Genomic DNA, 17418 nt, shown 5'->3' with positions numbered 1-17418 from the left:
GATTCGTTGATGAGAAAGACCACACAGAAGCGTGCCATCGCAAGTATCGGAACAGGTTTCGGCCTGCTTCTTCTTTGCGTTGCGATGCTTTCCTCATGCTCCGAAAAGGGCGTTCGGAAAGAGGAGGAAACGGCCGAGCGGCACACGCGCATTTCATTCTTGGCGTACACCGATTCGCTGATCTCGGTCGAAACCATCAACCAACGCCTCGGCACCGATTTCACACCATCTTCCCTCGGACGGCCCATTGGTGTGAGCGGAACGCCCTATTGGATCATCACGGTCGGGCCGTGGTATATGAACAACCGCAACATTTTGGTCCAAGGCACTTCGTTCGAATCTGGCAATCCATTCTACCCGAACCCGATACGAAAGGTGGAAGTGGAATTTGAAGGTCCGTTCACAGGCGTTATCAAGTACGATCAGGAAAAGGATACGTACAGTTGGCTTTTACCAAAAGGTGTTGAATATCAGTCATTTGACTACCAGCGAACGGCCAAGCGCCATCTGTTCATTTTGGAACGATCAACGAACGGACTTCGATTGGTGGATGTCGGTTCGGGGAAGGAACTTGAGGTTACCAGCCCGAACGGGGAACTGCTGGACTGGTCGCTGAACGAGGAGGCAGAAACCATGGTCTTTCTGATGAAACCTTCAGAGAATGGAGAACTGGTGACCGAAGAATTCAACCTGAACGAACTGTTGCCGAATGACTGAGGAAAAGCAAAATACATCAGCCATCCAACGGTTCAGCATGGCCGCAGTCAAGCACTTGGTGGCGGTTGCTGTCATGCTGCTTACATGCTTTATTCTGGTGCCATCCGCTTTTCAGGGAAAGATGATCATGCAGGGCGACAAACTGCACAGTTTGGGCATGAAGCGCGATGTGAAAGCGCATTATGAGCAGACTGGCGAACTGACCAATTGGACCGATCGAAGCTATTGTGGCATGCCCACCACGCTCATCTATCCCGTTTATCCCAACAACCGGGCATCTGGGTTTGTCAATTCGCTCGAAAAATGGACGCAACCACAGATCGTGCATCTCATGTTCCCGATGCTCTGTCTTTACATTGCGTTGGTCGTGTCGGGCTATCCCGTCTGGCTGGCACTCTTGGGCGCGTTGGTCTTCGGCCTGTCCACCATCAATGTGGGAAACATGACGGCAGGACACTCATCCAAGGTCAAGGCCATTGCCACCGCGCTGCCAATACTGATCGGGCTGTACTTGCTTTTCGACCGCAGGTTTCTGCGCGGGTTCTTTCTGATGGTGCTTTTCGGTGCGTTGCACTTGGCCACCAACCACTTGCAGATCACGTATTACGCGCTGCTCGGAGGTTTTGTACTCGGCATGGTCCGTGGCATTCAGCTTTTACGGGAGAAAGATGGAATTGTGATTCCGAAAGCTGTTGGCCTCGCATTATTGGCGGTGATCATCGGAGTGCTTCCGAACATTTCCATGCTTTGGTCCAATTACGCTTACACGAAAGATTCGGTCCGTGGCAAGCGCATACTTACTGCCGAAAGTCAAGGTCAGAGCAATGGCCTCGACCGCGAGTACGCGTACATTTTCAGTCACGACCTGATGGAAATGGGCTCGCTGATCCTTCCGCACATCGTGGGAGGTTCGGCACATGAACTGGTCGGCAAGGATTCGGAATCTTACAAATACATCCAACGCACAGGGCTTCAGGGTTCAAGAATTTCTGGAGATGAAGCGGTTGTGCCATTGTTCTGGGGCGAAAAACCTGTGAACGAATCGCCCACGTACATCGGAATTGTGGCGTTCTGTCTCTTCCTGTTGGGAATGGTGTTCGGATCCAAGAAACTGAGAATCACCATTGGTGCGATGCTGATGCTGTACTTCATCATTGCGCTTGGCGACAACACAGGTTTCATCAATCAACTGATGTTCGATCACGTCCCATTTTTCAATCGTTTCCGCGCACCGTCCATGGTGCTTGGCCTGGCCGTTGGCCTGATGGCCTGGGTGTCGGTTGATGGGCTGCATCGTTTGCTGAAAGACCCAGAGCAACTCAAGCAAAAAAGGAAAGTGCTGATCGGTGGTGGAGCCGCGTTGTCGCTGTTCTTCCTGTTCTTCTTGCTCATCGGCCCATCATATTTCGATTTTTCGTGGGATTATGGCGCAGAAACTCACGGAGTTGGCATTGATGAGAATTTCCGCAACCAACTGATCCATCTGGGAAATCCCGAAAAGGTGGTGGACGGACTTTTGGAAGCCCTCCGAAGCGACCGTGCAAGCGCGATGCGTTCGGATGCGTTCCGTGGATCAGTGCTTTTGATCATCGTGGTTATCGCCATGCTTTCTTGGATAAAAGGATGGCTTCGTGGTACGCGTGCCGTTCTGCTTTTGGGCGTAATGACCACGGTCGATCTGCTACTGGTTGACAGACCTTACAGTACAAGTGCAACCTTCGCCAAATCGGAAGATTTTATCAGAGCCTCACCGCCTTCGGATGCGGATGTTACCATCAGCCGCATCGCACTCGCAAGTGATCGAGTGATCGACCTGACGGCTGCCGTGATGCAGGATGCCCGACCATCGTACTATTTCAACAACATCGGTGGAAACCACGCGGCCAAACTCAGACGGTTTCAGGATCTGACCGACCATTACCTTGACCGTGAGATTCAAATGGTCAAATCTGGTTCTCGGCAGGCCGAAGTTCCCATTCTCAATATGCTGAATGCGCGGTTTTTCAAGGTCGGATATGGCATGAACGACTTCCGCGAGAACATCACCGCCAACGGGTTTGCCTGGTTTGTCGATTCCCTCGCATGGGTCAATGGTCCTGACGAAGAAATGGAGCTTCTAAGCAAGCTGGACAGAGCGAAATTCGTCACAGTTGATGAGCGTTTCAAGAGTCAACTTGCAAGTGTTGATACCGCAGCTTCCGCATTCAGCAAGGTTGAGCTGAGCGCCAGATCGCCAGGTAAGGTCGCCTATCTCGTTTCTACCGATAGAACCAAGCTTTTGGTGATGTCCGAAATCTGGTATCAGGGCAACAACTATTGGCATTCGTTCATTGATGATGAGCCCGTGGAACACGTTCGCGTCAACTACCTGCTGCGCGGAATTGTCGTACCTCCTGGTCTGCACAAAGTGCGATTCGAGTACGAAGCAAAACCGTTCAAAGAAGGAGAACCGTTGGCAGCCGCAGGGTCAGGCACTTGGTTGCTTGCCATCTTCGGTTGCTCAATCCTATTTGCCCGAAAGAAAGAGCACTTGCCCGAAACAACCGAATCATAGCCGATGCAGAGAATTGTCGGTTTCATGGTCGTTGTCTGTTGGGTTCTTCTCTCAGGAATTCATGTGTTCGGCCAGCCGTTGGCCCGCTATTCCTGCGTGGTAGACCGCTTGGACATTGAAGGATTTGAGAACGACACGTCCAAGCAGTTTGATGCGCGAAACATCGTCCAGCTCGAAGGCAATTATCATCCCGTTTCCATCTGCTATTATGGCATTCTTTGCCTGAATGAATACGAGCAGACAGGAAATGAGGAATATCTGCAGAAGGCGAAGAACCAGCTATCGTATTTCTTGGACAAGAATCTTGTGCATGAGCTGTTTGATGGCAAGGGCATAGGACTTCCGTACCTGACGGAACACAATGACCTGCAGCCACCTTGGTATTCGGGCATGGCACAGGGACTGGGCATCAGCTTTCTGTTGCGATATGCGGCTGTGACAAAGGACACGAGCGTCTATCCGACCGTGGAGAAATTGGCCTACACGCTACTGATGCCGCAGGAAAAGGGCGGATGCCTCTCTCGAACACCCGAAAATCTTCTGTGGATAGAGGAGTACCCGAACTCACCGCAGAGCCCAGAGGTGTTGAACGGGTTCATGTTCGGCCTTTTCGGGCTCATGGACTACTGCCTGATCTATCGCACAGACGCACGTGCCATCCGCATTTTGGAGGAGTGCCTCGTCAGCCTACGAACCGCGCTTCCATATTACGACCAACGCTCGTGGACCAAGTACAACCAACGGCCACTTTATCCAAATCGTCCGCACTACATACGGCTACAGATATTCCAGTTGATGCAACTTCATCAAATGCTGTCCGACCCATTTTACCTGCGGCAGCTGTGCATTTGGAGTGCCATGCTGTATAATAAGGAACCGAATGCTTCGGGACCGTGGATTCATTTCACTGATCAACCCTTCTCTATTGTAGGCAATCTCACGAAGACTGAAATAGAGACACAGTTTTCAGATAACGTAGTTTACGATTCATTTGAGGCGAAGGAAATTGAGGGCAAAGCGGTACGTCCATTTCCGTGGTACGGATTTGTAACCACGCAGGAAACCTTCGTTGACCGACCGAAAACCCTGTTTGTTGAGATTGATTCGACAGTAAGCGAGGTGCATATTCTTTACCGTTATCATTGGGATGAGGCACTTTTTGAGGAGGAAAAATGGCAGGCTCAGAACGGAGTTTCCGAACACAAGGCCACGTTTCAGTTACAACCAGGCCATTACCAGTTTGCCATTTTTTACAGCAATGATGACTTCCGAAAATCGATCGGTGTCAGTCGTTTTGAGGTGATGGACCGTTAGCGTTGGTCCGTTCCGAGCTGCTCCAATTCCTGCGGTTCCAATGGGCCGCCCAGTTCTGCTGCCCTGCGTGCATGTGTTCGGGCAAGCTCCAGATCATCTAATTTGAAATAGATGCGAGCAAGCCAGCGTTGCGCCTTGGCATCTTTCGGCCGTAGGTCTTCCCACTTCAACGCATCTTGCAACGCCTGATTCAGATCGCCTGTCCTGAAATTCAACACGGCCCGATATTGGAATCCTTCGTGTTCAAGCGGCTTCAGTTCAACCACCTTTGTGTAATCAGCCATCGCCAAGTTCATCGCACCTACTTGCTCATAAAGTACACCTCGGTTCAGGTAAGCCAGCGAGTTGCTTTCGTTGACCACCGTAACCAACGTGAGGTCGGTAATTGCTTTTTCCAAATTGCCCAGATAGGCGAAATTCAAGGCTCGGTTCAATAATGCAGGTTCGTACGTTGGATCCAGTTTCAGCGCGTTGGTGAACGATCTTTCCGCGTCATCGAACCGCTCAAGTCGTTGGTAAAGCAATCCAAGTTGTTGATGGAGTTCGAGCATGTTCGGATTCAACGACAGCGCCTTCTCCATGTCCAAAAGCGCCAACTCCGTCTCATTCCTATTTGCGCAGTATGAACCTCGGTTCACATACGCCTTGGCACAATCGGGATAGATCCGCATCACATTCGTCCAAAGCGTGTCATCATTCTCCCACGTTCTGGCAGTTTGGAATGAGCTGAAACCCAACCAGAACGCATAGCCAAGAATCGTCACCTGAATGAGCATTGGTTTGATCCCATTGCGATTCATCAAACGTTCAAGAAAAACTACTGAAGCCACGAACAGACCGATGTACGGAAGGTATGCGTAGCGATCGGCCAGAACGGCTTCCCCGACAGGAATGATCTGCGAGACAGGAAAGATGCCGATGAGGAAAAACAACACTCCAAAGGCAGTCAACGACCGCTTGTTTTTGGAGAACCAAAAGGCACTTGCGAAAGCGGTTCCGAGCCAAAGAATCAGACCGAACCACGATAGCAGATCCGTTGTGATTCCTTCTTTCGGATAAGGATGAAATGCCGCCAATTGGAACGGAAACAGGGCTTTGAGAAAGTACATCAAATGGCTGTAGCCCGCAGATAGAATAGAATGGAGGAATGAGCGATCAATAGCAGTTGAGAGCGCTGGCGTCTGTTGCTGCGCATAGATGGCCAGCAGTCCGAAAACACCGGCCAAGGAAAGAAATGGCAGCTTCTGCAACAGGATCTTTTTGTTCAATCGATCCGCGAAGCGCAGATCAATGAGCAACATCCAAATGGGTACGACAACCGCTGTGGCTTTGGAAAGCAAAGCGAAAAGCAAAAACAGACACGACCAAAACACCAAGCTTCGATTTTTGAAACCCTGCTGCGCATATTTGACATACGTGGTAAGTGAAAGCAGCGAGAAGAACGCGTAGAGAACATCTTTCCGCCCTGTTATCCAAGCCACAGGCTCCACATTCATGGGATGGATGCCGAACAAGAGAGCTGCAAGCGTGGCAACGGTCAGGCTTTCACTCAGCCTGCGAACAAATAGAAAAACAAGTACTGCATTGGCTGCATGAAGCAACAGGTTGAGCAAATGGTAGCCGAACGGAGAATTTCCCTCAATCCAATAGTTGGCTGCCCAACTCAGAAGCACCAACGGAGAATACGTTCCATTGACTTCCAACGTGGTGAAGATCGCTTTGAGGTTTGCCCACGAAAGGTGCTGAATCAAGGCGTTATCGAGCACATAGACCTTATCATCCCAACTGGTCCAACCATTGAGCAGGGTTGGAAACATGGCGGCAATGGTACAGACCAGAATCAGAGCAACAGCTCCTATGCTTCGCTGCCTCCCGTTCATCGGTTCACGTTTGCCTGTGCTTCCCGCAACAACTCTTGTATTTCAACCGAACTCGGATTGTACCGAAGTGCCTCCCTCAGAAAACCGAGCGCCTTTGCGGGATCGTTTCCGTAACGGAGATAGTAAAACCCGTCATCCATCAAAAGATTCGCATATTTCGGGTCGTTGCCAAGCAAGGCAAACGGTTGTAACTCATCTTCAATTGCCCGCTTTCTGTTGAAGTATTCATCCACGTTTTCGGTCATGTTCCAAGCACCAAAAAGAATGCGGGTCGAGTGGAGATAATACGTTTTGAAGACATGAACCCCGACCTTCTCCAAGCGTTGGGAAAGCATTTTCTTATCTGCATTGACGAGGAACATGGGAATAAGCAGCACCTGAAGGGAGATGGCCGCAGGAACAAGGATCTTGCTTGTTCGTTCGTCCTGAATCTGCTCTACGACCAATACCGAGAGCACCAATAGCACAATGGCAGGGAATGAGAAAACATCCCAATCCATGGGCATGGAAAGCAACGGATTGAACACAAAGAAGAAGGATGCGAACAGCAGGAGCGTCAGGAATATGAGCTTGCTCTCCACGGAGTGGAACAATCTTTTTGCACCCACTATCACGAGCCCACCAGCAACAATAAGCCAAGCTGGAATGGACCAATGAAGCATCATGTTCGCGTAATCGGCAATGTGGTTTAAGCTGAGCAGGTTGTATCTGTCAAGCGGAGGTGCTGGGGAAAGAAGCGGTAGAAAGACCCGTTCGGCATCGGTCACACCTTCCAAAAAACGCGGATCATCATAATCATGGAGAATGAAGAAATAAAGTACCGCGCCCATCAAAAATATCGGTGCAATGATCGCCCCTGAAAGTCCTTTCCAAGTGAACAGCCATGATGATCTGGACGAAGCATATTGATAAACGAAGGCGAGTGCAAGCGCAGGCCCCAGAAGCACCGTTACGGGATGCATTTTCACGTTGATGAGATACAGCACGGCAAGCATCCACAGCAGTTTGGAATTGCGCGAACGCACCTGCGCAACCATCAGCACCAACCAAAGCAGCATGGCGAAAAAACAGGGCGCGTAAGTTTCGGTGTGATCATAGAACACTTGCGTGAGCGGTGCAAAAATTCCAATGATAACCAACATGATCTGCCACAATGGTTGCTTGACCTTTCCATGGACGAACCAGATCCAAAGACCGATGAAAAGGAATTCGAAAATGAGTCCTGCCCACTTGAAGATGGTTCCGTATTCAAGTTCCGCATAATAGGAAATGACCGTGTATGAGTGCAGAATGGTCTTTCTTCCAGCCGAAGGCACCAGTTCAAATGTTAGCAGTTCATCGATCGCCTGTTCAGGGTATGCGGTGAACATCTCATTACGGAAACCGACATATTGATATGCATTCCCGTACATGTCCATTACAATGGGAAAGTGATCGAACATGAAAAGTGCCCCGAGCAGAAGCAAACTGAAAACGGACCATTTCGCCCAACTCTTGGAGAGTAACCGATCAATCTTCAGGCTCGGGATCAAAAGCAAAAATGGAACGGCTGCCAGCAGGAGAAATCCGACTTTAAGTTCCGTTGGAAGAAATGCCAACCAATGAATACCCCACCAAAATTCTGGGTCGACCAAGCTGGCAAAGACCAGCGCCATGGCAAGGATGCTTAACCCTACAAGCAGTATGTTCTTTTGTTTGGGCATCCCAGACGGGAATTCGGTCGGTGAATAGTGCTACAAGATAGAGAATGCACCTACGGTGGGGAATCAGTCGTCCAACATCCGCATGTATTGCTCGGAGACAACTCCGCCTCTGGCCTTGGCCTGTAACGCATTTTCCTTGGCCATCCGCTTATCTCCCTTTGAAATGTATATCTCCGACCTCAGCACGTAATACTTCGGGTCATTGCCGTTGAGTTCCAAGGCGCGGTCAATATCTGCCAAACCCTCATTCAGTTTAAATGTCAGCGCATACAACCTGCCTCGATGGTAATAGAGTTCAGGATTTTTCGGGTCGATCTCGATTGCCTTTGAGTAATGATCAAGTGCCTCTGGTACTTTCTGGAGGCGTTCCATGGTCAAAGCCAAATTGTAATGCGCGGCAGGGTTCTGCGGTTCCAATTCAATGGCCTTTTCAAGATCGGCCAATGCTTTTTGCAGCTGACCAGTATTCAAATACGCCAACCCGCGATTGATGCGGGACATGGCAAAATCATCTCTCAGCTCGATGGCCTTGTTCAGGTCAGCAAAGGCGCGGTCAAAATCGCCCATTTCTTCATACGCCAACCCGCGATTGGTATAACCCGAATAGAAATCAGGGTCTTTTTCAACTTCCTTGTTAAAGCAATCCATTGCTTCTTCCATCTCACCGTGGTCGGCATAGTAAATGCCGAGTTTTCCGTAACCCATGTCGTCATCAGGGTAATGTTCAATGTAGTTTGACCAGAGCGTACGGTCGCTTTCCCAAACCCTGGCCTGCAGATTGGCTCTGAATCCAAGGGCAATTATCCACACCAGAACGATAACGTTCAAACTCAGATTCATCGGTTTGGAAGCCGTTTTTCCCACTTCCACCAATACCAGAACCAGCGAAATGAACAGGCCGATATATGGCAGGTACACGTAGCGGTCGGCAATAAGCGAATTACCAAGCGGAATGAGTTGAAGTACGGGAAGCAGGCAGACCGTGAAGAACAGTACACCGAAAAACGTCAGCGGCAGTTTGCGACCGTATCTCCAAAGAAGAAAAAATAGAAACAGAACCGCTGGAAGCGAGGCGAAAACATACCATGGCAGGCCTTGCCCGAGCATTTCATCGAACGGATAAAAGTTGCTGAGGTATGGCGGCCAGACGAAACGGATGAGGTATTGCGCTATTCGGTACGTGAACAGAAAAGGAGTCATCCAAACTGGAATGTCGTTGGCAGATTGGATGGCACCCACATCCTTCTGCGCGACAATGGCCCAAATACCACCCGCCAACGCAATCACAAAGAATGGCAGCTTTTCCAATACGAGTTTGAAGCTGAATTTCTTGCGGTAAACAAAGACATCCAACAACAGCAGAATGACAGGCAGAACGACCGCCACCGCCTTTGCCAGAACGGCAAGCACAAAGAACAACAGCGTCAGTCCGTAAATGACCAAAGGTCTTTTTCCAATCGCATACTTATGGTAGAACCAAAGCGATAGCAGAAGCAGACCAACGAACATGAGGTCTTTTCGACCTGTTGCCCAAGCCACCACCTCTACATTCATCGGATGCACGGCAAACAGTAATGTCGAAACCAGCGCCACCTCCTTATTTGCAAACCAACGCTTGATCAGGCCGTACACAAGGGTGATATTCAGCAGATGCCACCCGAAGTTTACGGCATGGAACCAACGCGGGTCATAGCCTGCAATCTTGTAATCTATCATCCACGAAAGCAGGATTATCGGACTGTAAGTTCCCATTACCTGCTTGGTGGTGAAAATGTCCTTCACTGCTTCCCAAGAAAAATGCCTCACCAAAAGGTTTTGCAGAATGTAGTGGGTGTCATCCCACCTCACAAACTCGGCATTCATCATCGGGTAATAGACCGCTGCGGCCAGCACCATGAGAATGAGGTGAATGGCGTAATTGGGCAGCTCGGAAATTCTCCGAAAGATCACGGTCTGGCGTTTCGTTCGTAGAGGTCGATAAGCTGATCGGCCGCCAACTTTGCTGGAGCCTCCAACGTGTAGAGTTCTTCACCTTCCAAACTCACAAACATGGCTGTTGGAAATTCCGTAAATCCAAACTGTTTCTCCAAGTTCATGCCGTTTGAGGTGGTGCGTTGAGCCACAAGTGGAAGAACCTTCCCATCAAATGCTTGAATAACTGTTGAATCGCTCAGTATCGTTACAAGGTTTTTGTACGCAGGACTTTCCTCATCCTCCCAAACCACCACAAAGAAATTCATGCCTTTTTCACGGGCCAGTTCTGTGGCCTGCGTCAACGTGCCAGAAAATCCTACCTGAACGGAAGTTGAATCTGACGTTTGAGCCAAAGCCGAAATGCTCCAGCAAAAACAGAACAAGAAAGTGAGCTTTGCAAGGCGCAACATTTCAACAAGAAATTAAGGGTTATCGAGACGACCCGTAGCCCAATTGCCGCGAATTGGCATTGATCTGCTTTTCAAGATCGGCAAGTTCCGCTTTCATCTGATCCAATTCAGATGTCTGTGTTCGAAGTGAATTCTGAGCCGCATTCAAGGTCATGTCACCCTCTTGGATGGCTGCATCCAATTCCTGTGCAGCCTTTACCAAAGGCACCACAAACTCTGCATAACGCAAGCCATAATGGTCTTCCTCGCTGTTTGGCATGTCGATACCTGAGAACTCATAACCAGCGTCTTTGGCAGCTGCTTCCACTTCCTGCGCAATGAAACCAGTTACCAACTGGCGTTCTTTTCTATCTGCTGCTTCCCGAAGATCCGCAGGAACCGTTCGGCCGTAGAATGCCTCAATCGCATCCACATCGAAATTGTAAGTAACGGGACGCAATCTGGTAATGAACTCAAGACCAACAACATTCTCCTGAATATTTCGCTTAAATCTTCTGTCTGAAGTAGAAGTAAAGTTCACATACCCACGGATGGTCTCGGTGCTGCTGTTCCCCATGGAGACAATATTGTCCGCAGAAACAGTTGCATTGTAACCGAATGCGATGGTATTACTATGGCTTGCAGTAGCGTTATTACCGATTGCGATCGCGTTATCATCGTTGTTCCCAACATTGGAAGAATATCCGATTGAAATACCATAATCAGCCAGATAACTTACACGGGACTGATAACCAATTGCAACAGAATAAGGCCCTCTCGCTTCGGCCGTATGCCCAATGCCAACGGCATAAATGTCTTCACCTGTAGCCGCTGAACCAATGGCGATCGTACCGATAGAATCTGGCGATGCCTGATAACCGATACCTATAGCTTCATCAGCGGTGGTAGTCGTTTGATAGCCTATGAGGTAACTTTTATCTCCAGAAACAGATGCTTCCTGACCAATGGCAGCTGAGTGGTTTCCAGAGGCAGAGGCTGTGTAACCGGCCGCAATTGCATCCGAACCAGTAGTAGCTTGTGCCAATACACCCAATGCAATTCCGTAAGCACCAGAGACTGAAGAGCCGTAACCAATGGCCACTGCACTATCCGCGGTAAGCGCAGTCGAATACCCAATGGCAACACCGCGAAAATTAGCGACCGAGGAAGATGCCCCGATGGCCACCGATGAGCTACCGGTAACAGTAACCGCTGACCCGATACCCACACTTGCCGTATCTGAAACAGAGGCAGTATACCCGATGGCAACTGACTTCTCTCTTGTAACAGACGCTGTATAACCTATGGCAATCCCGTAGTCGCTCTGGCCTACGGCCTGATAGCCCAATGCAATAACCCCAACGGAATCCAAGTTCACTTCGTGACCAATACCTATTGACTGATCGGCTTGCGCTGCCGCATCGGAACTGGCTCCCCAAAGCTGGGTTTTAGTTGCATCATTATTCGAGTTGCTTCCGATAGCTGAAGAATAGCGCGAAGAATTTGAAATACTGGCGTTGTAGCCGATTGCCAAGGCATCATTATGCTGCACATCTGAATATGATCCGATGGAGATTGAGCGGGTATTAGTGTGTACCTCGCCTGAATAGCCGACCACTACGTTATCATCCCCATTTACCTCACTATATGCTCCAACAAATACATTTCTTGAACGCACAGTACCGTTGAAATCAGCATAAGCACCCATACCCACGTTATAGTTTCCCTCCCGATTGGAGTAACCTGCAGTAAATCCCACATACGTGTTCTCCTCACCTTCACCATTGGTACCATTGGTCCGATTGTTATCCCAACCTGCGTAGGCTCCAACAAAGGTATTTCGGTCAGCATACTCGGTGGCCGCACCAGAGGCAGCACCAATGAACGTATTATAAATACCCTGCCCTACGTCTGTTCCGGCAGAATCGCCAAGTGCCGTATTATGGTGCCCAGTTGAAACATCATAAAGGGCTTCATTCCCCAATGATGTGTTCCGATAACCTGTTGTATTACTACGACCTGCGGCAGATCCAACGAACGTATTGTCGCTTGCGGTGGTATTGTTGTAGCCAGCATCTTCTCCAATGAAAGTACAGTCATCACCCGTGGTATGGTTCTTACCGGCCTCATCTCCAATGAAAGTGTTGTCGTAGGCCCCAGCGGTCATCAAGCGTCCTGCATCTGCGCCTATTACGATATTATCTGAATTTCCAGAGCGTCCTGTAGCATAGTCTGAGTTTCCCCCACCGTAGGCATAATCACCAATAGCTATGTTATCATAACCTGTAGTGTTCCAAAGACCTGCATAATAGCCGATGAATACATCTCCATATGTGCCACTGGTGGTGTAGCGCCCAGCATCAAAACCGATCATAATGTGATGGCTTCCTGTACTTACGCTGGCGCCTGCACTATCACCGATAAACACATTATAATCACCGGAAGTAATGCTTGCTCCGGCCCCTGTTCCTAACGATTCATTGAAGGTCTGCGAGCTTGCAAATGGAATAAAAAAGACGAGACAACCACTAAGTACCAGAACGAGTCTACCTGCCTTTTTCATTGTTCGGTCTACGTTGCTGTTTGAAATCCAATGTTGCATCTTGAAGGTCATTTCGTTCAACTGCAATTATTTGGATTGGCTGATTCCGAAACTGGCCGAGTTCCTGTCTGCTTGCGCTTTCAGGTCGTTCAGTTTCTCTTTCATTGTCTTCAATGCAGCCTCATATTCCTCAATGGTCTGTTTCTGCCGGTCGATCACCAATTGCTGCGAAACCACTTTGGCGTTCAGTTCCTGCGTGGCCTTTACCAATGGCACCACAAACTCCGCATAGCGCAAACCGTAATGATCCTGGTCGTCATTCGGAAGGTCAATACCTGAGAAATCGTAGGCCACCTCTTTGGCGGCAGCCTCTACTTCCTGCGCAATGAATCCAGTTATCAACTGGCGTTCTTTTCTATCCGCGGCCTCTCTCAGATCGGCAGGAACTACTCTTCCGTAGAATGCTTCAATCGCATCCACATCATAATTGTAGGTAACGGGGCGAAGTCGATTAATGAATTCGAGCCCGACCACATTTTCCTGAACATTCCGTTTAAAACGCCCATCAGAGGTAGCCGTGAAGTTCACATACCCACGGATGGTTTCCGTACTGCTGTTCCCCAATGAGATCATGTTGTCCGCAGAAACGGTTGCGTTGTATCCGAACGCAATCGCATTATCATTTGATGCCGTAGCATTATTTCCGATGGCAATGGAACTCGCATGGTTCGAGCCCACCAATGAAGAATATCCGATGGCAATAGAATAATCAGCGCTGTTATTGACCTTGGCCTGATAGCCGATAGCAACACCATTGTCCGAGTTCAACACTTGCGCAGAATAGCCAATCGCTACGCCATAGTAATCCTGTGTATGAGAACCAGAGCCGATTGCAACGGAACCGAGTGAATCAGGAGCCGCCTGATAACCGATACCCACCGTATTATTTCCCGTGGTGGATGCCTGATAACCAATGAGGTAACTGTTGTCTCCGGAAACATTAGCTTGCTGCCCAATCGCAAGTGAGTGGTCCCCAGAAGCCGATGAGTTATATCCTGAAGCAATGGCATCCGATCCAGAAGCTTGTGCCGAAATCCCCAAGGCGATACCATACACTCCCGACACCGATGAACTGAAACCAATTGCTACAGCACTGTCTGCAGAAAGTACAGTTGAATGTCCGATGGCCACACCGTTTGCATTGGCAGCAGAGGATGATGCTCCGATGGCCACCGATGAACTACCAGCAACTGATACAGATGAGCCGATACCAACACTTGCCGTATCTGAAACAGAAGATGCATATCCTATGGAAACCGATTTAGTGGCTGTTACACCCGCAGTATAACCGATGGCAATACCGTAATCCCCTTGCCCAGCCGATTGATACCCCAACGCGATGACACCAAGAGAATCCAAATTAACCTCATGGCCGATGCCAACTGAAAAATCTGCTTCAGCAGCAGCATTGGCACTATGCCCCCATATCTGCGTTTTCTGGGCACTGTTCTCAGAATAGTTGCCAATGGCAGAAGAATAACGCGAATCAGTCGTGGCAATGTTTGCCTGATATCCAATGGCCAACGCATCATCATCTTTGGACTTTGATTCCGAGCCAATAAGAATCGTTCGGCTCGTGCTGGTGCCAACGTACGCATCGGCCGAATACCCCAGCAACACGTTATCATCACCGCGAAGATTGGAATACGCTCCGAGAAAAACATTTCGTTCACTGATAGTATATCCAAAATCGGCATAGGCTCCCATTCCCACATTGTATTGTCCTTCTCGATTGGAATAACCACAATAAAAACCTACGTAGGTATTCTCGTTGGCATCATCGGTATTATTCGTTCGGTTATTATCCCAACCAGCGTATGCTCCAACAAAGGTATTCCGGTCAGCATGCTCCGTGGCAGCACCCGAAGCAGCACCTATGAATGTGTTGTAAATACCATCCCCTACATCTGTTCCAGCAGAATCACCAATAGCCGTGTTATGATGTGAGGTACTGACATCATATAGAGCTTCATTACCTACTGCAGTATTCCGGTACCCGGTCGTGTTGCTTCGACCACAAGCAGAACCGATGAACGTATTATCACTTGCAGTCGTGTTATTATAACCAGCATCTTCTCCAATAAAGGTACAGTCAGAACCAGTAGTATGAACCTTCCCTGCCTCATCACCAATAAATGTGAGGTCCGAACCGGTAGTTGCATAACCTCCAGCATCTGCACCGATAATGACCCAGTCTGAGGAACTACCACCATCCGTAGAATGTCCACCACCCGCGTAATCACCGATAAGAATCTTATCGCTACCAGTGGTATTATTACCCCCTGCGTAATAACCGATGAAGACATTTGCCGAAGCAGTCTTCTGATTATAACCGGCAGTGTAACCTACCATAATGTTTCGACTACCTGTACTTAGAAATGGTCCCGAACTGTCACCAATTAGCACGTTATAATCTCCAGACGTAATGCTGGCACCAGCACCGGTACCCAATGATTCATTGAAGGTTTGAGCATTTGACACCGAGAAAGACCCTGTAAAACAGAACAGGATACTCAGCGATATTTTGAGTAAGTTTTTCATATCCTACTTGTTTCTTCGGTTTCTCTTAGTTCTTTCTGATGCATCTTACACGATACTTGGATGATGCTGTCTTATCATCAATGTCCTGTGGTCCGTAATCCATCCTTAACGCATAAGCATTACTTACATCATATTCTGTACTGCTCCAGTACAACCAATCTGGATTCTGTTCAAGATCTCCGATCAGATATGATTGCTTGTAAATGGCATCAAGTTCCATAAGTGATGGTAGATACCAGTCAGATTTGCCGAATGCCGTCAGGTTATCACAAGTGGAAACTGCCGTTGACCAATCCTGTCCAGAAGCATTGTCATGAGGATGAACATAGATGATATCACCCCAAAGTTTGATCGGAACCGGCTGTGATGTATCCGGTACCCCCAGCGTGGAAGGATCGGTCCATGTACCCACCCCGGTCGAATCAGAGGCGAGCACGTAACCCGTAGCCTGACTACCATCCACCTGCTTGATGTTTCCTACTACATGCAACTCAGATTCTGCTGGTTCTACTCCGATGCCCACGTTCTGACCACTCGCTACATAAAGATCCTTGTTTGAAATCACGAGACCAGAATTCAACTCCATCACAGTAGTACTTCCTCCCGTGATGAGATACATGCTGTAATTGCTACTCGCAAATTTTGCCGTGTCTCCCAAGTAGATATAACTTCCTCCAGAAGACTGAACTTGACGGTATTGACCGATTTCAATATTTCCGTCAACTTCCAATTTTTCTGAAGGGCTTACAGAGCCAATTCCCACGTTGGTTCCATCATTGTAGAGATTATCTGTAGCCACCCAATCAGAACCATCATAGTATATCGTCTGTCCAGTAGTTCCTGTCACACCGAATGAACCAGTTGGACCAGTAGCACCTGCGGCACCTGTTGGTCCTGTTGCTCCGTCTACTCCGTTGGTTCCGGCTGCTCCAGTTGGGCCTGTCGGGCCTGTCGCTCCGTCAACTCCATTGGTTCCTGCCGCTCCAGTTGGGCCTGTCGGGCCTGTCGCCCCGTCTACTCCGTTGGTTCCTGCGGCACCCGTTGGACCTGTCGCTCCATCTACTCCGTTCGTTCCAGCTGCACCAGTTGGGCCTGTCGGGCCTGTCGCTCCGTCTACTCCGTTGCTGCCTGCCGCACCTGTCGGTCCTGTCGGGCCTGTGGCTCCGTCTACTCCGTTGGTTCCGGCTGCTCCAGTTGGGCCTGTCGCTCCGTCTACTCCGTTCGTTCCAGCTGCACCAGTTGGGCCTGTCGGGCCTGTCGCTCCGTCTACTCCGTTGGTTCCAGCTGCGCCCGTTGGGCCCGTTGGACCTGTCGCTCCGTCAACTCCATTGCTTCCTGCCGCACCTGCCGGTCCTGTCGGGCCTGTAGCTCCATCTACTCCGTTGGTTCCAGCTGCACCCGTTGGGCCTGTCGGGCCTGTGGCTCCGTCAACTCCATTGGTTCCTGCCGCTCCAGTTGGGCCTGTCGGGCCTGTCGCTCCGTCTACTCCGTTGGTTCCGGCTGCACCCGTTGGGCCTGTCGGGCCTGTCGCTCCGTCTACTCCGTTGGTTCCGGCTGCTCCAGTTGGGCCTGTCGGACCTGTCGCTCCGTCTACTCCGTTCGTTCCCGCGGCTCCCGTTGGACCTGTCGCTCCGTCTACTCCGTTGCTGCCTGCCGCACCTGTCGGTCCTGTCGGGCCTGTGGCTCCGTCTACTCCGTTGGTTCCAGCTGCGCCCGTTGGGCCCGTTGGACCTGTCGCTCCGTC

Annotated in this window: 10 protein-coding genes; 3 read left to right on the top strand and 7 right to left on the bottom strand. The window is 49.7% G+C overall.

Annotation, left to right across the window (positions count from 1 at the left end; translation table 11 throughout):
- Nucleotides 1–9: 9 nt before the first annotated feature.
- Genes GC178_18365 through GC178_18355 form a run of 3 tightly spaced genes read left to right on the top strand, consistent with a single transcriptional unit; the run spans nucleotide 10 to nucleotide 4585 of the window.
- Nucleotides 10–717 (top strand): hypothetical protein, encoded by a 708-nt coding sequence (locus GC178_18365; protein ID MBI1289536.1) that lies wholly within the window; start codon nucleotides 10–12, stop codon nucleotides 715–717.
- The gene (locus GC178_18360; GenBank protein MBI1289535.1) at nucleotides 710–3271 is read left to right on the top strand and encodes a hypothetical protein; all 2562 of its coding nucleotides are present in this window, start codon (nucleotides 710–712) and stop codon (nucleotides 3269–3271) included. Before GC178_18365 ends, GC178_18360 begins: the two co-directional genes overlap by 8 nt.
- 3 nt (nucleotides 3272–3274) lie before the next feature.
- Entirely contained in the window at nucleotides 3275–4585 is a 1311-nt protein-coding gene (locus tag GC178_18355; GenBank protein ID MBI1289534.1) for a hypothetical protein, read from the top strand.
- Here GC178_18355 and GC178_18350 read toward each other — a convergent pair.
- The 7 genes from GC178_18350 to GC178_18320 form a co-directional block, all read right to left on the bottom strand.
- Entirely contained in the window at nucleotides 4582–6465 is a 1884-nt protein-coding gene (locus tag GC178_18350) for a tetratricopeptide repeat protein (GenBank protein ID MBI1289533.1), read from the bottom strand. The genes GC178_18355 and GC178_18350 overlap by 4 nt on opposite strands.
- On the bottom strand, nucleotides 6462–8168 hold the full coding sequence (locus tag GC178_18345; GenBank protein ID MBI1289532.1) for a hypothetical protein: 1707 nt from the start codon (nucleotides 8166–8168) through the stop codon (nucleotides 6462–6464). The genes GC178_18350 and GC178_18345 overlap by 4 nt, the downstream gene beginning before the upstream one ends.
- Before the next feature lie 63 nt (nucleotides 8169–8231).
- Nucleotides 8232–10118 (bottom strand): tetratricopeptide repeat protein, encoded by a 1887-nt coding sequence (locus GC178_18340; protein ID MBI1289531.1) that lies wholly within the window; start codon nucleotides 10116–10118, stop codon nucleotides 8232–8234.
- Entirely contained in the window at nucleotides 10115–10552 is a 438-nt protein-coding gene (locus GC178_18335) for a hypothetical protein (GenBank protein MBI1289530.1), read from the bottom strand. Before GC178_18335 ends, GC178_18340 begins: the two co-directional genes overlap by 4 nt.
- Nucleotides 10553–10571: 19 nt before the next feature.
- Complete coding sequence (locus GC178_18330) at nucleotides 10572–13160, bottom strand: hypothetical protein (protein ID MBI1289529.1); 2589 nt, start codon at nucleotides 13158–13160, stop codon at nucleotides 10572–10574.
- Nucleotides 13161–15674, bottom strand: a complete 2514-nt coding sequence (locus GC178_18325) for a hypothetical protein (protein ID MBI1289528.1) — start codon at nucleotides 15672–15674, stop codon at nucleotides 13161–13163.
- 25 nt (nucleotides 15675–15699) lie between these two features.
- A partial coding sequence (locus tag GC178_18320; GenBank protein MBI1289527.1) for a DUF1566 domain-containing protein occupies nucleotides 15700–17418 on the bottom strand: 1719 nt, incomplete at its 5' end.

Source organism: Flavobacteriales bacterium, from assembly GCA_016124845.1.
GTDB lineage: Bacteria > Bacteroidota > Bacteroidia > UBA10329 > UBA10329 > UBA10329.
Note: the sequence above shows the minus strand (reverse complement) of the source record. Positions and strands in the feature narration are given on the sequence as shown.